The sequence below is a fragment of the Thalassomonas sp. RHCl1 genome, from assembly GCF_947387555.1.
In the GTDB taxonomy this organism is placed as follows: Bacteria; Pseudomonadota; Gammaproteobacteria; order Enterobacterales; family Alteromonadaceae; genus Thalassomonas.
Genome location: NZ_CANDNZ010000002.1, coordinates 467,431 through 487,449, shown reverse-complemented (window position 1 = coordinate 487,449; position 20,019 = coordinate 467,431). Strand labels below are relative to the sequence as shown.

The following is a 20,019-nucleotide window of genomic DNA, read 5'->3' as shown; positions in this document are numbered from 1 at the left end:
TGATATTGCTCAGCCCTTCGCAGCTAGTCAAATGTCAGCAATAGTGGTTGCTCTATAAAGCGATCTATACCCAGATAAGCAACCTGACGGCTATCCATATTATAAAACCTTGGTTTTGGCGTCTGGCTATAGGCACCTTGCCATTCGATCAGGGCGAAATCATCAATATCCACCCGGGCCTTATCACCGTTTTGCAGCACTAACTCCGCCAGTACCCGGTAACTTCGATAACCGACACGGGGAGAGTTAAATTCCAGCTCGGTATGCTGCCAACCCGGTTCACCGGTTAATCGCACGGTGCCGATCAGGTGTTTTTTACTCTGCTCAAAGGCCTCAAAAAGTTTTTGCGAACGCTTTCTCCCCTGCCAGTAAAAGTTCACCTTTACCGCTGCCTTGGTGTTGAATTTAGCCGTCACCGTCATCACGCTGCCGGCATTATACACCCTTCGGAAACTCTGCATGCCAAAAAGACTCGCTTTTTCCCCGGTTAATGCCAGCGATAAACTTCTCGAACCACTGGCACCAAAGTCATTCACCGCCATGGCATGACGATCAAACAGCCAGCCGCGCTCCGGGCTGTTAAAGGTGGAAAAACTTTCAAAATCGCTGCCGTTGATCAAGTTAGTTCCCAAACGATAAGCAGCGGTTTTATCCGGCAAGGTGATCGCCGAAAGCTGTTGCTGCCAGGGAAAATGATACAGGCTTGCCACCCTGGCGCCTTTATCAAACATCAGCGCCTGCTCCTTGCTGCCGTTACTTTCAGGCTTGTGCGTGGCAATTTCAGGCTGACTGACGGCAGTTATCACCCCGTGACCGCCGGATTGGCCTATATGAGTATCACGGAGTTGCGATAACTGCCGCAGGCGTTTCATCACGGTATAACGATGCATCCCGGTGGCAGGTGTCGGCTTATACCCTTTAACATAAATCGGCACTATCTCAGCCCGGTGAAATTTGCCGCTATCAAGCCAGACATATAAAAGAAAACTGTGCTGGGTGGCGCTGAAGTTCTGGTCAAAAATAAAATTGCCCATGGAATAGGCGATAAGCTTATTGTTATACAGCTCCAGTCCCTGGCTGACATGGGGATGGTGAGCTATGGCCAGCGCGGCACCGGCATCAAGCGACGACTTTAGCCTTTGCTCGGTCACGCCGGTGGGACCGTCGGCATACTCACGACTGCCATGATATTGCACGACAGGGATCCGCTTTTGTTCAACCTCCCCTGAAACTGAGCTCAGCATATTTGCCATAGAGCCGTATGCAGCACCGCCGTGCTGATGATTGGCTGTTTGTGTCGGCTTGCTACTGCCTTCCCAGCCGACATAACCCAGCATGGAAAAATCCTGGCCTTTAATCTGCTGCCTGTGGGCCTTTAACGCGGCCTGCTCATTAACACCGGCCCCGGAATATGCCAGCGCACTTTTATCCAGGAAGGTTAAGGTTGAATGCAACCCGGACTCTTTATAGTCATAGGTATGGTTATTACCCAAAGAAACATAATCGATACCAGCCCAGCTTAAGGCATCAAGCACCTCGGGCCGGGAGTAAAATGTCACCGATTTAGGCGCCCGCTCCCCCGGTGTTTTGTCGGCCACCTGGGTTTCAAGATTCACGGCGGCATAATCGGCAAGGCTCATATAAGGTTTGATAAACTCGACAATTGCCCGGCTGTCAGCAAGTTTATGCCCGGGGCGGATCAGCACTTCATCGCCGAAATAGGGTTTGTAATAGCGCCGCCCCATCATCACATCACCGCCAAATGCCAGCATTACCCGGTTTTTAGCCCGGGACACCAGGCTGATACCGTTAAGCAGCGAAGCGGCATTTTGTTCAAGCTCATAATGGCTGAAACTTTGAATTAAAGGAAAATAGTCAGGATGCGAGAACCTGAGTTGATAAGTCTCGGCAGCAGCAGGAGCCAGTTTAAACGTACCGTCTACGCCGCTCGTGTCCTGTATATCAAGTATTGAAACCTTAACCCCGGCTACCGGCCTGGCCTGTTCGTCAACTATGCTGCCCGCCAGGGTAAAGTTTAATTCCCCTGTGCTCCCGGCAAAACTGTGGGCACTTAAGCCCGGCTGCAAAACCAGTAAGCAAGCTATTAAAAAATACCGCATGATCATTCCTGTCGTTTATTTTTCCTGCCAGTATATCGTTTTTACCTGCCCGGCTTTTATTCCGATCGCTAACGAGCCCATAACTTAAAGATATAGCCAGAGATAACGCTACCAAAGCAAATAATTTCATCGCGGTCACTGCTCACCGCCGGGTTTATGCCAAAAAACCAGGCTAAAGCTGAGATAACAACTTGCAACACTTTGTATACTGTATAATATAAGGCAGGTAAAGTTTAACATAATAATAACAACACATAGAAGGAGCAACGGATGACCAGTGCCGAACAGCTGTTACAGTTTAATGAGTCTATTCGAACTGAGCCGGTATTGCCGTTCACTATCGTTCCTGTTAAACCGATAGATAAATTAACTGCCAAAGAGCTTTTATTCATTCATAAGCTGGACAAGATCACCGCCGAACATCATCACGATCTGCTTTTCAACAGCACGCTTGCCGCTAAATTACTCGCCACCAGCCAGCGCCAGCTGCACCGCAAACTTGTACAACTGTTCCAGAAAAACTTCACCCAGTACCTGGGCCACTACCGCCTGGCCCGCGCGCTGCCGTTATTAAAAACCGGCTTACAAATCGTGTTGATATGCGACCTGATTGGCTTTTCCTCCCCTTCTTATTTTGCCAAGTGCTTCAAAAAAACCTACGGCTTAACCCCGAAACAGTTTCAGCAAGGCAAGCGCTGAAAAATGGCCAATCAGTGATATTTTTTGGCGAACCTGTTTTACCGCCCGGAGAACAACTCCCAGTAGACTGATGGGGTCTGCACGGCTTTAAAGCCTGTACGCAGATCTTCGACTATCAGTTACGAAAAGGATCGAAAATGAAATCTTCAACAATAAGAAAAACATTATTAGCCCTTAGCCTGGGACTGGGCTTAAGTGGCCTGACATCAACTGTTGCCCTTGCCGGCCCGGGGGAAAGAGAATGCCAAACTCTCGAAGAAAGGTGCCTTAGAGGCGACGCCGCTGCCTGTGATACCCATGATCGTTTATGCTGGCGCTGGGGTCCGCGCTAATAGCATCTAATAAAGACAAGGTAAATATTAATGTTTACCTTGTCTGCCAACATTAAAAGGAGTTCGTATGAAATTAACAAGCATCAAAAAAATAGCTCTGGCACTTGGCATGGGATTTGGCCTGAGCGGCTTTGTCTCTGTCACCGCCGTAGCCGGTCCGGCGTTAACCTGCCATGAGATGGAGGATCAGTGTCGCCTGGGTGATCGCTACGCCTGTTATCAGCTTGAGCGCTACTGCGGCACAGGTGCTCCCTAAAAGTCCCTGAAAAGACTTTCAGGACATGCCCCCGGCATAGCATTGCCGGGGGAACTGCTGCCTATAAAAATATACAACCCTCTTTCACTCAGTTTCTGATGATATGGTGGTTATTCTGCTCATCCCTGAGTACATCATTATTTAAATAATGGATAAACTTGGCGGCTCCGTACTGATTGGCTAAGCCATCATTGATCATAGTGTTGCCCCAAACAAGATTGGCGCCACCCGTTAAACGCACATAACTGCGGATCCCTTCCTCGGCTGAGTCAATAATGGTGTTATTGATATACTGATGCGGTAAACCCGCCTCCCCCGTTTGTGTACCTTCCGCAGGACGGTTATCGGCAAAAATACCATAGCTGCCGGCATTTAAGATGGTGTTGTTTTTGATGCGGATATCCTGACCAATGGCAATAATACCGTTGCCCGAGCCGGTATTGATAACATTATTTTCCACATTGACCCGGTTGCCGCCAATTTGGATGCCGTTGTTTTGGTATGCGGCGAACGGATCCTGCCCGTATAAGGACACCTGATTATCGCTGATCAGGGTGTCCTGGCTTAGGGAATTAGCCTGAATGCCTTCCGCCGCCGTATTGTGCACCAGGTTATGTTGCACGCGCAGGCCCTGCAAATCGTGGGGATAAACCTTTTGCTCGACACCGTCACACACCAGGGTACGATACAGGCCGGTATAACCCAAATACATCCCCTCGCCCCTTTGGGTATTATGGATCCAGTTATGATGGATGTTGAGATTGGCCAAGGTAAAGTTGCCTGCCTGGGTGTCTGCCTCACAAGTAGGATCTGTTTTTGCCATAATACCGGCAAAATCAGCCTGATAGATTTCGATATTGTTCACTTCAATATCGGTCGAGCGCTGCTCAATACCCAGGGTACCGCCAAGACGAATACCGTAGTAGTTATCGGCATCACCTGTGCCCGATAAATTCACATGACTCGACTGCTGGATACTGATGGCGTAATGATAGGGAATTATTTCTACCACTCCGCCACAATTTTTAACCACCACAGGTTCGGTTGCTGTGCCGTGAATATTGCTTAATTTCATCGGACCGCGCTGACCAGAGGCCAGACACAGGGTTTGTCCGGGCATAATCCCCTGCTCTGTGCCGTCAAAAGCGTAATGGGTTGAAGGCAGAGTGAAATCGCAGCCACAGTCCTCATTGGCGATAACCCCACCTGAGGCCAGGCTGGATGTGACCAGCACAGCGATAAATTTATATTGCATCATGTCATTCCTTTAAGCATATTTCCCGCCTTGATCATCGTTAATCAAGTTAAGGGGACAAATTCCCTGAAGTCTAAATGAATCGCGGGCGCTGGCAAGTATGCCAAGCCCCCCTAAGTGGGGGGGATAAATGAAAAACAGCTGGCAGGATTAAATGAACTGGCTGGTAAATAGATCAGCCATTAAAGCAATAAAAGTGCAGAACGGAACGTGGCTTAACACTCCTCTTAAGGCTCTCATATGCATATTACTGGCTTTTCCGGTAAACACCAAAGTGAACAAAATCATAATCAGTACGTTTGCCGGGCCGCACTTTTCTCGGAACCACATGTTTCACCGGCGGCAACGACAGTAAGTAAGCCGCAATCGCAGTGGCATCATCGTCGGTTATTTTCGCATATGCCGGCCAGGGCATTACAGACAAGGTATGTTGACCATATTGGTTAACCCCGGTGCGCAGCATTTCAATGATATCACTCTCGTTCCACAGCCCGATACCGGTATCGGGATCTGAGGTCAGGTTTCCGGGAAACACCACACCGGGATTAGCTTGCGTCAAGGGGTCGGAGAATGCGATACCGGTTTGAGATCCCGCCAGCAAACGGTGGAGATTGGGAGAGCCGACTAACGCACCGTCGGTATGGCAAGTACTACATCCCAATAACTCAACCATATATTTTCCATGCGCGACCTGCTCTTTGGAATAATAGCGTTCGGTTAGCACCACAGGCTCTGGCGCCGAAAGCATAGTGGAAGGCTCAAGTAACTCATAATCGGGTTTGTCGGTGCCTGTGGTGGTACAGGCGGCAACTAAGCCAAACAACATAAAAAGAAACCAATCTGCGGCGGCTCTACCGACAGACATTTGCGGGGGAGCGATGGCGACTCTGGAATTCATGGTTATCTCCGTTACCAAAAATAATGACGAGTAAAATAAAGCTAGTCATTAACATGCTCCGGTACAAACCTGTTGCTTTAAATAAGGTTAGTTTTGATTATTTAGTTGTTTTATATCAAATTTACTTGTCAATTCGATACGGATGATTGATGAAGTTTGCCTTTGAAGATTAGTCACCATATTTTTCAAGCAGTTCATGATATGACATCCCCAAATGTTTCTTGTAAATATCATCAATGCTGCCGTCATTTAGCATGGTCATAAACGCCCTGTTGAAATCAGTATGTTGCGCTAAATGCTGTTTTCCAAAACTCAGCGTCAAAAACCTGATTTTCATGGCCGGCCCCAGTGCGTTCAATTTTAGTTGATGCCTGTTCACTAAAAAGGTACTGCTTATTACGTCGCCAAAAAAGGCTTGCAGCCTGCCCTTAGCTAACATTTTCAGCCCCTGCAAATCATCTAAAACATCATACTTTTCTCTAAAGCCCTGATATTCGATAAAATCTCTGGGATAGCCATAATCTCGTACATAACCAATGGATTGATTTTCAAATTGAGAGTAACCCTTAAAATCACCAAATGGGCTGTCCTGATGTACCCAAAAAATCAAGATCCATAACACCGGCCCCTGTTCAATATGCAGGGAGTTTGGAATTGAAATATCCCCGTCGACTAAGAGATCCACTTTGCCTGATAAAAATTCAGCCTTACACCGGGCCCAGGGCATTTTGCTGTAGTTCACCTTGATATCGGCCCGTTGCAATATTGCATTATAGATTTCTATAGAGATCCCGGCGGGCTTACCGTCTACTTGATAGCTATAGGGTGGCCAGTCCGCATAACATGCTGTTAAAGGCTCACTTTCCCCAATGGCAGAGGAAGAGACCATCATTAACAGTAGGTAAAGCAATAATCGCGGGCGCATAATAAGTGAAACTTTCATTGAATGGTAAATAATACTAGAACAAGCAAGAGTATAACTCATTTCAAATATCAGCTATTTGCCCTGCTAAATGCCGAATTAACGGCCATTACCTGAGTTAAACGAGCTTAGCCTTTGCATTAACTAGCTGTAGCAACACAAGATAAATCTTGTGCATACAGTTTGCAGACAAAATTCACTGACCATACATTTTGCTTTCGCTAAATTGCCGATATTTGCTCTATTTTGTTTTAACCATAGCACCGAACACTCAGCTGCTTTTGGCTGCAAAATAAGGTGTCCACCCTGCTTGTCCGTTACTCGCGAATATAAGTTGGTTTTCTTAATAATCAGAGCTATTGTTACAGCGCAGCTAAATTTATCACAGTTAGATTTTAAATAAGTAGTCGTGAAGATGAATACGGAAAATGCTCTTAATGAACGCTGTTAAGGGGAAAAGCTATGCGCACTATATATTTGATATTAATAATGTTGTTATTTTCAGGCTGTGCGGTCAAACCCGAATACACGCTGCAAAAAGCGACAGGTATAGAAATTGGACTCAGCAAAGAAACAGACAAAGTCTTCAGGCTGATAGACAGAAAAAATCACCTTATTGCGAAAACAAAAGCAACAGGGAAAACGCTCATTTTCTCATTGCCTTCACATACTTCACCAAACCTCTGTTATGCCGTTATCAATAATAAAGGCGAGCCTTTATTTGATAAAAACAAGGGCATAAAAATAACATCCGTTTATAACTACCAACAAAAAAAGATCCAACGCAATATTGCTCAACAAAAATATAACAGCTGCGCACGAAATGAGAAGTATTATGCTGGCAGGGTAAATAAAACATGGGCAACGCTTAATAAAAACAAACTTTTTAATGGCAGCACCTGTAATTTACCTGCGCAGCGTGCCGTTCCTCCTTTTCCAAAAACACTTTGCGGCAGTTATAGTCAATGTCAGAAATTAGCCCAGGACTCATGTATTAAAAACCTTGTGGATGCTGAAACATGCGCATTGTCCCTGACTAAAACAAAAGTACACAGCTCCATTACCAGTGTCAGTTGCGGGGCGCTATTAGCCTCACTTAATGGCGAAAAGTATGGCATCGGCGCAGGCCTGCAAGATGCCATTACCGGCTATCTCGACCAGCATACGAAAAATATGATTGATTCGGGAGAATACGGAAAAGCATTTGCTACCGGCGCGCTGAGAGTTTTATTTACTTACATGCGTACAGAGGCATGCAAAACAAACTTTACCGATGCTGCCTATGCGCCAATTAAAAGGTGGCGACAGAGAAAAGCCTATATAGAAAACGAGCCTTATCAGGCCCAAAAGCAATGTAACACACTTATACATAACTATAATTCGGCGTTAAATACTTCTGATAACAATAAATTGTGTGTAAAAAACCAGCAGGAACAACTGGTTTATTTAACCAAGTGGATAGATAAAGAAAAAGGCGCCAGCTCTGTGCCCAAAACCTGCACTTTCAGGTAAAGTTGATAATAGGAAAAATTTCCCGCTATAGGTGTCAGATTGACCATCGCCAGAAACGCCACAACCTCATCATATTTGGGCTTAACTTTTCTCTGGCGCCCGTTTGAAGGAGCCCATTTTTGACTTGATTTACTTCCTAAAACAGATCTACAGCCCATTTTTCTTGCGCCAATAAAGTATCAACAAACTTTCTGATTTTTGGCATTTTCACCATGTCCCGGTGTACCAGCGCCCAAACGGGTATGCTCCATTCTTCACCAAGAGGTAGTGCCACTAAATCACGGTTATTATCGATCATTTCCTGAGGCAAAACACCAATACCACAACCGGCAAATAAGGCATGCGTTAAGATCTGCTGGCTTGAGGCTAACACAACAATATTTTCTTCAGGCACATGATGATAAATCCATTCGTTCCACAGCAAATGTTCGGGCCTGTCTTTTAAAGCAATAAATTTATGTTGAGCAAGTTCTCGTTCATCAGGCATACCGAAATCTTCTATATAGTTTTTACTTGCACACAAAGCCAGCTTAATTTCTGACAGCGAAAATGGCACATTATCAGGGGTCTCAGGCTTGCTCCCGACACGAACCGCCAGGTCAGCTTCGCCATATTCGAGATTAAAATTTCTGAGATCGCCAATAATATCAACCCGCATTTTAGGATGTTGGCATTGATACTGTTTAATGGAAGGCATTAGCATACCGGCGATCTCAGCTACACAGGTAATGGTGATTTTGCCTGCCAAGGTTTGCTCTTTAGTTCTTAAACGCGCCGTTAACTGAGAGAACTGGCTATCGGTCACTTCTCCTAAACGCATAATTTCCAACCCGGCTTCGGTGGGGATATAACCTTTGTCATTACGTTGAAACAATGTGACGCCTAAATTCTCTTCCAGGGCATCAACGTGTCGCATAACCGTAGAGCGGTGAACGCTCAACGCCTGCGCCGTCGCACTAAGCGTTTTTAACTGGGCTAATTTATAAGCCGTTCTAAGTTCATTCCATTTATCCATCACCACCTCTGCAAAAATGCACACATGCATCTCATATTCGCTCATTTACCGCAAAAATGCTACCGACTAATATACCGCAAAATGGTTTTAAGCGTAGAGGTAAGAAATGAAAACAGAAGTATTGATTATTGGCGGTGGCTTTGCAGGCGCTTCCGTAGCCCAGACATTAGAAAAGTCAGGCGTAAAAACAACGCTCATTGACAAAAAAGATTATTTTGAAGTTACCTTTGCTACCCTGCGCAATATTACCGATCCGCAAAAAACACAAAACAGAGCAAGAAAAAAATACCGAGACTTTCTTACCGGCCAATTTATTCAAAGCAGCGTAGTAGAACTGACGCCAGACACGGCAACATTAGTCGATGGCACCGAAATACAGTTTCAGCGCGCGATTATAGCCTCAGGCACCCGCTACCCGGGTATGTCGGTAGCGAAACCTGATACCGCCATGGATATTGATTCACGTAACAATGAACTGCTAGACGTTTACGAACAGCTAAAAATGGCTAAAAAGGTATTGGTTATCGGCGGAGGCATTGTCGGGGTGGAACTCGCCGGTGAAATCGCTTATGCCATGCCGAATATAGAGTTAACCTTGGCCCACAACAGCAATACGCTGTTAAACGGCTTCAAAGAAAAAACGCAAAGAAAATCGTTAGAGCAACTTCAAAACCTTGGCGTAAAGGTAATGTTTAATGCCCGATATACAAAAGTTGGTGATAGCTATATTGATGAAAATACAGGAGTTGCCAGTGATGCAAATCTGGTTTTTCAAGCAACAGGCACCCTGCCCAATAACGAATTTATAAAACCCCGATTAGCCCACATTTTAAATGATCATGGCTATGTTAAGGTCAATGAAAAGCTAGAGGTTATAGGCCAGGAGACCTTATATGCCTTAGGAGATATCGCTGATGTCGGCGAAGCAAAGTTAGGCTACCTTGCCCATGAACAAGGCAATTATCTGGCAAAAGTGATTGTTAACACCCTCAAGGGAAAATCATACAAGGGCTATAAACGTAACCCATTAATGGCATTAATACCAACGGGACAAAAAAGCGGTGTTTTTCAGCTGCCCTTTGCCGTGACAACCTTAAATTTTTTAATCGGCATTAAGCAAAAAGATTTATTTATCAGTAAAATTTATAAGGGGCTTGGCTCTGAGCCGAATCCTCATTAATGACTCCGTTTATTTCAAAAAACATGTTCGCAGCTACAAGTGGCAAAATAGTGATGCTAACCCCCAGTTAGAGTAGCGTAGCTAGTTTGACTAATGTAGGTAACATCATAACGCATATTTCAAAGTAGCTGCTGCAGCCACTCAGACTTCAAAGATATTTCTATCAGTAGCGTCCTATACGGACGCTTAAACTAATCGGCATAAACAAAGGTAAATGACCTACGACTCAAATCCCCCTTCCATTTTATGGCATGATTAGTCGCCAACCACACTAAAAATCTGTTATATAAAGCGATTATTTCACTATAAAAAGATATGATGCACACTTTTATATTCACAAATTAGATAGCCTAGCTGAATACGAATTGATATCTATAGTTCGGTATTAAGTTTATTTTTAATTTCTTCTATCCTCCTATCAATCCGGGAAGCGATCTGGACATGCCATTGAGCAACATCTTCAAAAAGATCACAATAAGCATCAATAGACTTAAAGCTTCCATCATCATCCCTAATTTCTATTTGTACTTTCATAATGTTTTCATTACGAAAATATAAATCATTCCAATCTTTTACTCTATATACACCAGTAATAGCTTGCTTGAGTTCAGGACTCCCAAATTCTAACCTAGGCTTTAAAAAGCTTACCATTAAGTATTCACAAGAAGCATTGTGTCTATACTGACTAATTCTGTACCTTTTTAACTCTTCAAAATCGTGCTTAACAAAACTGGCCTCATCGAAAGCAGCTTCTAATTCCGACCATAGAGCGCTGCTTTGACTTGAATATTTATGTATGAAATTACTGAATTCTTTTGGATCCGTTTTTTTATAATGTTCTAAATCAGAAACTAACTCTGAATAAGTAAAACTATGATACTTATGAGCTTCATTAATAAAATGTCTGTAATAAGTCATAAGTGCGACCTTAATTTTTTTCGCCTCCTTCAACTCAACATCCAATGCCATCTGATGTTTCCACGTTTTAGAGGCTCGCTCTGAAACTTCCGCACTTTTCGCTGCTTGTTTTGCTGCGTAAGCAGTAGCTAAAGCTGCTCCCCCAGTAAAGATAGCAATAAAAAAGTTTAATTTTTCAGATGTGTTTAGGCCCCAAAAAGTTAAGACAGTTAACAATAAAAAAAATATCGTTAATGTTGTTGCTAAAGTTGCAGCACGCCAAATTAGTTTATTCCAGTCCATTCTACTGTTTTTGTTGAAAAAATAACTTCGCCACTATAACAATAAAAATACTCAAGAACAAAACACCTACAAAGCTGGACAGCCAAGAATTGAATTACTTGCCACTTACACGAAAATAGCTTAATGAAGGTGCAGTACGCTGGCATATTGAACATAATTATGGGCACCCAAACATTGCGTTATAAGACTTATGTACAATCACCGCAATGCTCTTTATGCGGGAAATGCCAATAGCTATGCAGGTGAACGAATGTTTGATTGTGCTGCGCTTGATTGTTCGATGAACCCGTCGGATAGCACGTCCAGACTAACTTGTGAAGCTCTTCTGTGTCATCATGCCTTACGAGAATTACCCAAGTATAACCTGATTGGGATTTTCCAAACGCCAGTTCATCAAGTCCACGAGCTTCTAGTTGTCGTCTTAATTGTACGACCTCATCTCGGGAACGCTGGTTGGCATCATTAAATGGTTCTCCATCCTCGGGATCGTATCCATCGTTTCCAAATATTACTGTAATGCCAGGGCACCAACATATTGCACCTCGATGGGCAGAGAAATGATGATTGTAAAGGTAATTTGCGGCCGCATCTGCTTCTGATTCCCATGAAAAAAAATACTTGTTGCGCACCTTTTCATGTTGTTGGAGAAGCTCTATGAGATCCGATTTATTCCAAAATGCTGCTTTGCGAACGTCAGCAGGAGCTTTTGTCATTGCAGCCAGCTGATCTTTAACAGTTTCGCTAACTGTGCTGCTGGTGATCAAAAGATATTTATTTGCACCGTGGATTTGCATTTTTGCATACCAATTGCCTATATCGGTTTCACGCACAGAGCGCCCACTCAATGAAAAGTGTTTACATTCAACGAGATACACTTCTCTCTCGACTATCCCCATGTCATCAGTCGTATCACGAACAGCAATTATATCCTTTCCACGGTCTGGGCCACGTGCTGAACGAGAGGATATAGTGAAGCCTTTCAATACGAGTAAATCCTCGGCAATAGATTCAAGGTCTTCGTACGAGATTTGGGAAAAATCAATTTTCATAGAGTAGGTCCAATGGTATTAGATAAAAATATTTTACCTATACTTTGTAAGGTATAGATAATACATTTAGAGCTATAGATATTACCTGCCTGCTTTTTATCAGTTTAGGTATGCCTCGATTTATCAATTTGTCAGATTAAATTTAAATAAATCTAAGTTTATTTTTTGTTGGCCACAATTCTGGACCCCCAAAAATCAGATACAATCCTGGCTGAAATTTATTACCTCATTTCAGGTAATAAATGACCTAGTAAAACACAAAGGATTCTAGTGACTTGCAGTTGTACAGAACTCCATACAATAGTGAAAAATAGCCCTAAAACAATATGTAAACATAACCTGATTTATCTTGTGAATTAGTCTTTTATTAATAGTGCTATCCAAGCCAAAAAGGAGAACGCTATTTCAATACAGCTTATCTATAAACCGCTGCCTTAAAGCAGCAAGCAAAGTCGCAACCCCTGAGTGGTAAAGACACCCAGAGGTCGCTAACCACAACGAACTAAACTGGAGTACGTCATGGCTGAATATCATCATACGTCAGAGCCAGGCTCGGCAAAAGTAAAATATCCCATTTATCGGCAACTTACCGTACAGGAAACCGTTTGTTGCACGGCTTCAAAAACCCGCGGCATAGGTATTAACTATGTGCCGGTAAAGCTTGAACCCTGTATTGTGCTCAGGGGAAAGTGGCTCAAGCTGGCCGGTTTTCTCATTGGGCAAAAAACCTCTATTGCGGTAAATCAGGGAGAAATTGTCATCACACCTAAGCAACCTGGGATAGTGGACGATACTAACCGGGCTACTGAGCGCTAATATCAGTAAAGGGAAAGCTAAGCTGTTGTGCTAAAAAGGAGGCGCGACAGCTTGTGCAGCAAAGGTGCAATTCAACAGTATTTAGTTAATCAAATAAACTTAGCGCATCAAAAATAACTAATAGAATCATGATGGTACCAGAAAGAGTTAACAGCCAATAAAAGGTTGCAGCTAATACCCTATCTACCTTGGTCGTATGTTTATACAGTATTTCTGAATTTGCATACAGTGCTGACAATGGGCTGGTTTCTAGTTTACGCCGCCAGCTTCTTGGAATTGATAATGCTTGTGCAACATTAATAATATCCCAGCCACTCGCATACTCTATTCCTAATATATTTTTTGTTTCATGATTTTTTCTAAGCCTTTTTACGGTCACTTGACCGAAAATAATATAAAAGATCATAGAAATAAAGCACCCAGCCAACCCAAATGAAAACATTAAAGATTCAAATTCACTCATATGCCTAACCACGCCATTATTTGATCATACTGAGAGCTACATTTCTTTTGGTGTAACTATTCCCCCCATAGAAACAGCGGCGGCCGTACCTGCTACTGCTACTGCTACCCCACCAATAATAAGACCAACCCAACCCAACCTATAGGAGTTGCAACCATTAACATAGACAGAGCAGCCCCTCCAGCATTTATGGCAATAGTACCCGCAGCTGCACTTGCAGCAAAACCACTGGATTCAATAAACATCTGTCGGTGCCAGTTTCCACCAGCTTTGTGAGTATTATGGATATTACCTACTCTGCTGGTAAAGTCGATCACCGCAAGGCCGTTACCTAAAAACTTGGTATATTTGGTAAACTCAACTAACTCGCTGGCTTGTGCCTGACTGGAGACATCAAGCTTAGTGACATTGCGGCTGCTTTTAACGATATTCTTCCCCCTTTCGATGTTACTGAGCGCCGTGCCGCGACGGGATTTTATCTGGGCCGTTACAGACTCCATTTCATAATTAAACGTTGTTTGTAACCTACTATAAACATGATTAACTTTTTACTCTACAGCTTCAGTTGCACCTAGACTTTAATTAATAAGATTTAAGCGCATTTGCGACATATTCAATAGCAGATTGTTTTATGTGATTTTCTAAACTATTTGGATATTGTATTTCTACAACAGTTTTACCTTTTAGCTGATAGTGACGCGATATATCTTCTTCTTTTTTCATATTTTGGCGTACTTTGAAGAATTCATTTGCAACAAATTCATCTTGAAAAATTAGTACCGCAATAGAAAAAAGCCCTTCTTTAATTGATTCATGTTGATAGATAGATAATCCAAAACCACTGAACATTGATGGATCTACCGACTTTGTGAACGCTGGAGGTATCTTTTCGAAATTATCAACCGTGCTGGCAACAACATAAGGGTTGTTATCTATACCTTCGATGCTTATAGAATTAACACTAAGCGCCATTTCCATAAGAGTACTTGAATGTCCAGGTACTAATTTTGGATTTATCATTGGGCCATTATAAAAGCCTGTTCTGGACGTGTCAGGTAGATTGATATGGGCTTTTGTGGGCTTAATATATGGGCGAACAGTTCTATAAGTTACAGAAGGCGCAATAATAGTTGGTTGAGGCAAAATTCTACGTAAATAGCTACTGACATCATCATTTGATACTAATCGCCCGCTTGAGTCACTTGCAAAATATAGATCATGTCTTAATTTCCCCAGTTGACTTAGCTTTTGGGAAAATGTTTCATTATATGGTTTTATATCTACGTCATATAGTGGTATCGCCCAACTAAAATCAATAGCCCCCGACCTTTGTCCTCCATTTGCGACCCCTACAACATTATTACTAGCTGTTAAAACAGGCCCCCCAGAAATACCTGTTGTTAATGGCCCCTGCAAGTTAATAACTCGAACTTCAATTGTTGGACTTTTTCGTGTTTTAAAATAATTAATTTGGGATGTAGTTAGTAAGTGTTTTAATATCTGATGCGAGTTTGAGGATTTAATTCTAAGTTTTACGTCCGTAGCCGAAAGCCCAAGAATATTTCCATAAGCATACACCTCAGAATTCGCAATGACCATATCCTCAGTCCCCATAATCAACTCAGCTTCATGTGGCTTTTTGGGAGCGTACAATAAAGCCACATCTCTAGAAAAGTCCACACCAATAATACGTGTTGTTATTGGTTTTGTTTGCGATTGCTCATGGGTAAAAAATATTTCACATTCTCCAGCAACTCCATGCAATGCTGTCAATATACCATCGTAGCCATTCACCCTAAAACCAGTAAGAGTCCGAGATTTAGGTCCTACATTGCACTCCGTAGCGATAACTTTGTATAGACTAGGAAGTACATTATCAAGTGCTTTCGCATGAAAACAGCTCATCATACAAATTAAAGTAACCAGCGCTTTCTTCATAAACAATTTGCCACCTTCCTTAATACATTTCGCTTACACTGATTATTACTCCCACAGTCGCGTAATTTATTTTTTGTTTCTTTAGATAGCTCGGCGGTAAGTAATTGGCTTTCGAAGAGTTCCTCTATCGTATTACTTAATTCACAAAGATCAGTGTCTTGTTCATGTCCATACAAAACCCCTTGTTCTTGCTTTGAACGGGATTCCTTGAGTGAATACTTGTTCTTGACTGGTTCTAATAATTGATGTGTTCTGGTTACAATGCCTGCAATGCTACCTAATAAAATACCAAACGAAATCACCCCAATTATGAGAATATTTTGTTGAAATATATTCTCATTAATATGCTTAGTGCTATTAAGTACTGCCATACCTCCTCCTAACAAGGCAAGTAGAGAAGTTATAACGGTTCCAGACAATGGGGATATTGATATCCCCATTATCCACCCCATAGTTATTCCTATACTAAAAGCCCCCCAAACAACCTTCATATTCACCTGCCCAGTTAATGAAATTACCTTTTATAGAACTTATTAGTTTAAATACAATAACTTTGCAATATCCGTTAGACCTGAAGTTTCTAATTGCTCTTGAGCCTAATCATATAGATATAATTATGAATAATACTGAAAAGAGTGCCCAAGCCTCCATATCTAACCTGGCTCGAACCAATTTCCTTGCCTAAACAGCTACAAAAATATAAATCACAATTCCTTATTGCGTCACAATCACGCAAAAGCGATAATCTACGCCATTACTGCCGTGGCTATTCATTACAATAACCCGCATTGGCCGATCATTTAACGCCTTTTTACTGCGAATATGATCTCTTAAAAAGAATCAAAAAACGATATGACCTACGACTCAAATACCCCATCAATCTTATGGCACGATTACGAAACCTGGGGGGTGTCTCCTAAATACGATAAACCTTCGCAGTTCGCCGGTATCCGCACCGACTTAGATCTCAATATTATCTCCGAGCCGGAAGTCTTTTATTGCCAGCCGCCACAAGATTATCTGCCGCAACCGGAAGCCTGCTTAGTCACCGGCATCACCCCGCAAAAAGCACAGCGTGAAGGTTTAACCGAAGCAGAATTTGCCAGTCGTATCCACAGACTTTTCAGCCAGCCCAACACCTGTGTTGCCGGTTATAACAACATTCGCTTTGACGACGAGGTTACGCGTTACATGTTTTACCGTAACTTTTATGACCCCTACGCCCGCGAATGGCAGCACGGCAACAGCCGCTGGGACATTATCGATATGGTGCGCGCCTGTTACGCGTTACGTCCCGAGGGCATTAACTGGCCGACCAACGATGAAGGTAAGGTCAGTTTCCGCCTGGAATTGCTGACCAAGGCCAATGGCATCAGCCATGAAGCGGCGCATGATGCCATGAGTGATGTTTATGCCACTATCGCCATGGCAAAACTCATTAAAGAAAAACAGCCGAAACTCTACGACTTTATTTTTAATCTCAAAAATAAACGCCAGGTGGCGGAGCTGATTGATGTTTATAATATGACGCCGATTGTGCACACCTCCAGCCGGATTTCGTCCGAACATGGCTGCACCAGCTGGTTTGCTCCGGTGAGTTATCACCCCACCAATAAAAATGCTGTTATTGCCGTCGACCTGGCACAAGATCCCGAGCCGTTATTAAGCCTGAGCAGCGAAGATATCAAAGCGCGTTTATACACCAAACGCCAGGATTTGGCCGAAGGCGAATTGCCTATCCCGGTTAAACTTATCCATATCAATAAGTGCCCTGTTGTCTCCCCGGCTAAAACCTTGTTGCCGGAAAATGCCGCCCGACTCAATATTCCACGGGAACAATGTCTTGCTAACTTAACCAAGCTCAAGGGCCACGATGCCTTGCGGGACAAACTTAGCGATGTCTTTATGCCGGATTTTGAGGGCGAAGAAACCCCGGATGCCGAACATGCCCTTTACGGCGGCGAGTTTTTCTCTGCCAGCGACAAGGCGCAGATGGAAGTTCTGCATGCCATGCCGGTGGAGCAGCTGGCGGGGCATGATTTCCAGTTTCAGGACCCTCGTCTGCCTACTCTGCTGTTCAGGTACCGCGCCCGCAATTTCCCGCTCACTTTAACCAGTGAAGAGTTGCAAAAATGGCAGCAGTACAGCAGCAATAAACTGCAATATGGCGGCCCCGGTATTTTAAGCCTGGACGAATATATGATGAAGCTGGAAAGCCTGGCGATGGAGCATGAAAATAACACAGAAAAAATGGCAGTGTTAAAAGCCCTGTACCAGTACGTACAAAGCTAACCGTCACTGCCAGGCAGGAAAATATCCGGCAGCCCGGTTAATTGCAAACACAACCAACCGGGCCTGAACCGCAACCATTTCGCAATTTAGTTTTAGCAAGGAATTTAATCACAATGAAAAAAGTCGCTTTTATCGGTTTAGGCGTTATGGGCTATCCTATGGCTGGCCACCTGCAGCAAGCGGGCCACCAGGTTACCGTATATAACCGCACCCAGGCGAAAGCCGAACAATGGGTTAAGCAGTACCAGGGACAAATGGCCTTAACCCCAAAACTGGCCGCAGAAGGCGCGGAAATCGTTTTTGTCTGTGTCGGTAACGACGACGACCTTCGCTCTGTGGTTATCGGTGAAAACGGCGCTTTCTCGGGTATGGCTCGTGGCACTTTATTGGTAGACCATACCACGGCTTCCGCCGATGTCGCCCGTCAGCTGGCTGAGCAGGCACAAGAATCCGGATTTGGTTTCCTTGATGCCCCGGTTTCCGGCGGCGAAGCGGGTGCGGTTAACGGTCAGCTGACAATTATGGTCGGCGGCGATGAAGCCGATTTTAATCAAGTTAAAACGGTTATGGATGCCTACGCCAAATTCAGCAAGCTACTTGGACCTGTAGGCAGCGGCCAGCTGGCGAAAATGATGAATCAAATCTGTATTGCCGGTGTTGTCCAGGGGCTGGCCGAAGCAATACATTTTGGCAGCAATGCCGGTTTAGATGTCGAAGCCGTGGTTGAAGTGATCAGCCAGGGGGCCGCCGGTTCCTGGCAGATGGAGAACCGCCATAAAACCATGATCAAAGGAGAATACGATTTCGGCTTTGCCGTTGACTGGATGCGCAAAGATCTTGCTATCGCGCTGGATGAAGCCCGCAAAAACGGCTCTACCCTGCCGTTAACCGCACTGGTAGATCAATTCTATGCCGACGTACAGCAAAGCGGCGGTAACCGTTGGGATACTTCTAGCCTGCTGACCCGCTTGCAGAAATAAGCCAGGCCATAAAGCAGCGGACGTTCAATAGCAGCGTCCGCAACATTCCCCCTCACCCCTTCCGGTTATTTACCTGCCATTTATTCAAGCCCTTTTTGGGCCAAAGTTGACACCGTATCCGTTTTATTCCGTCCAGGGCAGTGATTATATTCCTGCGCCCGGTTGGCATACGACAGGCAAAAATCAAATTCTCCCTGCGAGGCAAGTTGCTCGCCGTTGTAAAAGGCAAAAATACTTTTTGAGGCTAGCTGCCCCGGCTGAGTGTTACTACAGGCCATCATGGCCGCCAGCTTACATTCCTGCATCGAGTGTACCGTTTGCGCCTGCACGCAACTGAGCTTGTCTTTACAAGGCTGAAAACTGACGTTTTCTATGCCGACACAAGGAGTATGCCCGTACTGCACCAGGCACTCTGCCGGCTCCTCTGCTTCTTCCATGTTCATCATGGTAATGCTGGGGCGCATTTGAGGAATATCTTCCGGCGAGTCTCTTTTTTCTTCAAGATAAGACAATACCGCCACACCAATTTCTTTATCCTTGATCAGCTTGGTATTGATCATAAAAGCCAGTGTTTCCAGGCGCTCGGAGGCAACCTCCGACTCCAGTGCTTTCATCAGCAAATCGGAATTGAGTTTCTGATCCGCCAGTTGTTTATCCCAGTAGCCCTTGATCAACCCGCCGCCTATAGTGCCCATCAAGGCGATTAAGCCGGTAATGAGTAGCGTGCTGATAGTGGATTTCGGCTCTTCTGACATAAGCCCTCCCGGCCTTACCCGGCTGAGAAAAGACAGTGAAAGTTAACGTAAAAACGCCCGAGCACAGGCGTTGCAAAAGCGGCGTCTGCTTTCACCATTCATTCCCTGGGTTGCTTTACCGGCAATATCTGTCCGTGAATATTGCACAAGTGTAGCTGATAATTTTTAAAGGTAATATCAAGCTGCAATCAACCGGAAAAAATCCCCCGAAAAACAGGATTTTTTCTCACTTGAAAAAGAGCAAAATAGAAGTGTGATTTAACTATTTGCTCCTATCCTTAAAAAACTGTCCTTCCCGCGCTCTTGCCTTGCGCACTTTTTTCGTTCTCATACTTAA

General features: G+C 44.0%; 20 protein-coding genes. 8 read left to right on the top strand and 12 right to left on the bottom strand.

Annotated elements, in window-relative coordinates; translation table 11 throughout:
* Positions 1-23: 23 nt before the first annotated feature.
* Positions 24-2,120, bottom strand: coding sequence for a CapA family protein (locus QL234_RS08135; RefSeq protein ID WP_281557325.1), 2,097 nt, complete (start codon positions 2,118-2,120; stop codon positions 24-26).
* A gap of 270 nt (positions 2,121-2,390) precedes the next feature.
* Between QL234_RS08135 and QL234_RS08130 the strand changes: the two genes are divergently transcribed.
* The 3 genes from QL234_RS08130 to QL234_RS08120 all read left to right on the top strand — a co-directional run bounded on the left by QL234_RS08130 (position 2,391) and on the right by QL234_RS08120 (position 3,407).
* On the top strand, positions 2,391-2,819 hold the full coding sequence (locus tag QL234_RS08130) for a helix-turn-helix transcriptional regulator (RefSeq protein WP_281557324.1): 429 nt from the start codon (positions 2,391-2,393) through the stop codon (positions 2,817-2,819).
* Positions 2,820-2,956: 137 nt separating this feature from the next.
* Positions 2,957-3,151, top strand: coding sequence for a hypothetical protein (locus tag QL234_RS08125; RefSeq protein ID WP_281557323.1), 195 nt, complete (start codon positions 2,957-2,959; stop codon positions 3,149-3,151).
* 67 nt (positions 3,152-3,218) lie between these two features.
* Positions 3,219-3,407 carry a hypothetical protein gene (locus QL234_RS08120; protein ID WP_281557322.1) on the top strand — a complete coding sequence of 63 codons (189 nt, stop codon included), beginning with the start codon at positions 3,219-3,221 and terminating at the stop codon, positions 3,405-3,407.
* 88 nt (positions 3,408-3,495) lie between these two features.
* Here QL234_RS08120 and QL234_RS08115 read toward each other — a convergent pair whose 3' ends face one another.
* The 3 genes from QL234_RS08115 to QL234_RS08105 all read right to left on the bottom strand — a co-directional run bounded on the left by QL234_RS08115 (position 3,496) and on the right by QL234_RS08105 (position 6,545).
* Positions 3,496-4,665, bottom strand: a complete 1,170-nt coding sequence (locus tag QL234_RS08115) for a right-handed parallel beta-helix repeat-containing protein (RefSeq protein ID WP_281557321.1) — start codon at positions 4,663-4,665, stop codon at positions 3,496-3,498.
* A 244-nt stretch (positions 4,666-4,909) separates the two neighbouring features.
* Entirely contained in the window at positions 4,910-5,560 is a 651-nt protein-coding gene (locus tag QL234_RS08110) for a hypothetical protein (protein ID WP_281557320.1), read from the bottom strand.
* Between the two features lie 169 nt (positions 5,561-5,729).
* Positions 5,730-6,545 carry a transporter substrate-binding domain-containing protein gene (locus QL234_RS08105; RefSeq protein ID WP_281557319.1) on the bottom strand — a complete coding sequence of 272 codons (816 nt, stop codon included), beginning with the start codon at positions 6,543-6,545 and terminating at the stop codon, positions 5,730-5,732.
* 399 nt (positions 6,546-6,944) lie between these two features.
* Here QL234_RS08105 and QL234_RS08100 point away from each other — a divergent pair, with 399 nt between their 5' ends.
* On the top strand, positions 6,945-7,994 hold the full coding sequence (locus QL234_RS08100) for a hypothetical protein (protein WP_281557318.1): 1,050 nt from the start codon (positions 6,945-6,947) through the stop codon (positions 7,992-7,994).
* Positions 7,995-8,130: 136 nt separating this feature from the next.
* On the opposite strand, the gene QL234_RS08095 is transcribed toward QL234_RS08100, so the two are convergent.
* Complete coding sequence (locus QL234_RS08095; RefSeq protein ID WP_281557317.1) at positions 8,131-9,054, bottom strand: LysR family transcriptional regulator; 924 nt, start codon at positions 9,052-9,054, stop codon at positions 8,131-8,133.
* A 61-nt stretch (positions 9,055-9,115) separates the two neighbouring features.
* Here QL234_RS08095 and QL234_RS08090 point away from each other — a divergent pair, with 61 nt between their 5' ends.
* The gene (locus QL234_RS08090; protein WP_281557316.1) at positions 9,116-10,189 is read left to right on the top strand and encodes an FAD-dependent oxidoreductase; all 1,074 of its coding nucleotides are present in this window, start codon (positions 9,116-9,118) and stop codon (positions 10,187-10,189) included.
* Between the two features lie 372 nt (positions 10,190-10,561).
* Here the strand turns inward: QL234_RS08090 and QL234_RS08085 are convergent, their stop codons facing one another.
* On the bottom strand, positions 10,562-11,389 hold the full coding sequence (locus QL234_RS08085; RefSeq protein ID WP_281557315.1) for a hypothetical protein: 828 nt from the start codon (positions 11,387-11,389) through the stop codon (positions 10,562-10,564).
* Positions 11,390-11,577: 188 nt separating this feature from the next.
* Positions 11,578-12,438 carry a restriction endonuclease gene (locus tag QL234_RS08080; protein ID WP_044834873.1) on the bottom strand — a complete coding sequence of 287 codons (861 nt, stop codon included), beginning with the start codon at positions 12,436-12,438 and terminating at the stop codon, positions 11,578-11,580.
* A 519-nt stretch (positions 12,439-12,957) separates the two neighbouring features.
* Between QL234_RS08080 and QL234_RS08075 the strand changes: the two genes are divergently transcribed.
* The gene (locus QL234_RS08075) at positions 12,958-13,254 is read left to right on the top strand and encodes a SymE family type I addiction module toxin (protein ID WP_281557314.1); all 297 of its coding nucleotides are present in this window, start codon (positions 12,958-12,960) and stop codon (positions 13,252-13,254) included.
* An 85-nt stretch (positions 13,255-13,339) separates the two neighbouring features.
* Here QL234_RS08075 and QL234_RS08070 read toward each other — a convergent pair whose 3' ends face one another.
* From QL234_RS08070 to QL234_RS08055, 4 genes are all read right to left on the bottom strand, one after another.
* Positions 13,340-13,717 (bottom strand): hypothetical protein, encoded by a 378-nt coding sequence (locus QL234_RS08070; protein ID WP_281557313.1) that lies wholly within the window; start codon positions 13,715-13,717, stop codon positions 13,340-13,342.
* Positions 13,718-13,821: 104 nt separating this feature from the next.
* Complete coding sequence (locus QL234_RS08065; protein ID WP_281557312.1) at positions 13,822-14,217, bottom strand: hypothetical protein; 396 nt, start codon at positions 14,215-14,217, stop codon at positions 13,822-13,824.
* An 82-nt stretch (positions 14,218-14,299) separates the two neighbouring features.
* Positions 14,300-15,655, bottom strand: coding sequence for a serine protease (locus QL234_RS08060; RefSeq protein WP_281557311.1), 1,356 nt, complete (start codon positions 15,653-15,655; stop codon positions 14,300-14,302).
* Positions 15,652-16,026, bottom strand: coding sequence for a hypothetical protein (locus QL234_RS08055; RefSeq protein WP_281557310.1), 375 nt, complete (start codon positions 16,024-16,026; stop codon positions 15,652-15,654). The genes QL234_RS08060 and QL234_RS08055 overlap by 4 nt, the downstream gene beginning before the upstream one ends.
* A gap of 481 nt (positions 16,027-16,507) precedes the next feature.
* Between QL234_RS08055 and sbcB the strand changes: the two genes are divergently transcribed.
* Positions 16,508-17,947, top strand: a complete 1,440-nt coding sequence (gene sbcB / locus QL234_RS08050; RefSeq protein ID WP_281557309.1) for an exodeoxyribonuclease I — start codon at positions 16,508-16,510, stop codon at positions 17,945-17,947.
* 113 nt (positions 17,948-18,060) lie between these two features.
* Positions 18,061-18,927: an NAD(P)-dependent oxidoreductase gene (locus QL234_RS08045; RefSeq protein WP_281557308.1), complete on the top strand. Its 867-nt coding sequence runs from the start codon at positions 18,061-18,063 to the stop codon at positions 18,925-18,927.
* 80 nt (positions 18,928-19,007) lie between these two features.
* Here QL234_RS08045 and QL234_RS08040 read toward each other — a convergent pair whose 3' ends face one another.
* The gene (locus QL234_RS08040) at positions 19,008-19,682 is read right to left on the bottom strand and encodes a hypothetical protein (protein ID WP_281557307.1); all 675 of its coding nucleotides are present in this window, start codon (positions 19,680-19,682) and stop codon (positions 19,008-19,010) included.
* Between the last annotated feature and the right edge of the window lie 337 nt (positions 19,683-20,019).

Bases quoted from the DNA above. Each gene is read 5' to 3' on its own strand.
- QL234_RS08125 (WP_281557323.1), top strand. From the start codon at position 2,957: ATGAAATCTTCAACAATAAGAAAAACATTATTAGCCCTTAGCCTGGGA.
- QL234_RS08080 (WP_044834873.1), bottom strand. From the start codon at position 12,438: ATGAAAATTGATTTTTCCCAAATCTCGTACGAAGACCTTGAATCTATT.
- sbcB (WP_281557309.1), top strand. From the start codon at position 16,508: ATGACCTACGACTCAAATACCCCATCAATCTTATGGCACGATTACGAA.
- QL234_RS08115 (WP_281557321.1), bottom strand. From the start codon at position 4,665: ATGATGCAATATAAATTTATCGCTGTGCTGGTCACATCCAGCCTGGCC.
- QL234_RS08075 (WP_281557314.1), top strand. From the start codon at position 12,958: ATGGCTGAATATCATCATACGTCAGAGCCAGGCTCGGCAAAAGTAAAA.
- QL234_RS08070 (WP_281557313.1), bottom strand. From the start codon at position 13,717: ATGAGTGAATTTGAATCTTTAATGTTTTCATTTGGGTTGGCTGGGTGC.
- QL234_RS08100 (WP_281557318.1), top strand. From the start codon at position 6,945: ATGCGCACTATATATTTGATATTAATAATGTTGTTATTTTCAGGCTGT.
- QL234_RS08130 (WP_281557324.1), top strand. From the start codon at position 2,391: ATGACCAGTGCCGAACAGCTGTTACAGTTTAATGAGTCTATTCGAACT.
- QL234_RS08090 (WP_281557316.1), top strand. From the start codon at position 9,116: ATGAAAACAGAAGTATTGATTATTGGCGGTGGCTTTGCAGGCGCTTCC.
- QL234_RS08040 (WP_281557307.1), bottom strand. From the start codon at position 19,682: ATGTCAGAAGAGCCGAAATCCACTATCAGCACGCTACTCATTACCGGC.
- QL234_RS08065 (WP_281557312.1), bottom strand. From the start codon at position 14,217: ATGGAGTCTGTAACGGCCCAGATAAAATCCCGTCGCGGCACGGCGCTC.
- QL234_RS08110 (WP_281557320.1), bottom strand. From the start codon at position 5,560: ATGAATTCCAGAGTCGCCATCGCTCCCCCGCAAATGTCTGTCGGTAGA.
- QL234_RS08095 (WP_281557317.1), bottom strand. From the start codon at position 9,054: ATGAGCGAATATGAGATGCATGTGTGCATTTTTGCAGAGGTGGTGATG.
- QL234_RS08105 (WP_281557319.1), bottom strand. From the start codon at position 6,545: ATGAGTTATACTCTTGCTTGTTCTAGTATTATTTACCATTCAATGAAA.
- QL234_RS08055 (WP_281557310.1), bottom strand. From the start codon at position 16,026: ATGGCAGTACTTAATAGCACTAAGCATATTAATGAGAATATATTTCAA.
- QL234_RS08045 (WP_281557308.1), top strand. From the start codon at position 18,061: ATGAAAAAAGTCGCTTTTATCGGTTTAGGCGTTATGGGCTATCCTATG.
- QL234_RS08135 (WP_281557325.1), bottom strand. From the start codon at position 2,120: ATGCGGTATTTTTTAATAGCTTGCTTACTGGTTTTGCAGCCGGGCTTA.
- QL234_RS08120 (WP_281557322.1), top strand. From the start codon at position 3,219: ATGAAATTAACAAGCATCAAAAAAATAGCTCTGGCACTTGGCATGGGA.
- QL234_RS08085 (WP_281557315.1), bottom strand. From the start codon at position 11,389: ATGGACTGGAATAAACTAATTTGGCGTGCTGCAACTTTAGCAACAACA.
- QL234_RS08060 (WP_281557311.1), bottom strand. From the start codon at position 15,655: ATGAAGAAAGCGCTGGTTACTTTAATTTGTATGATGAGCTGTTTTCAT.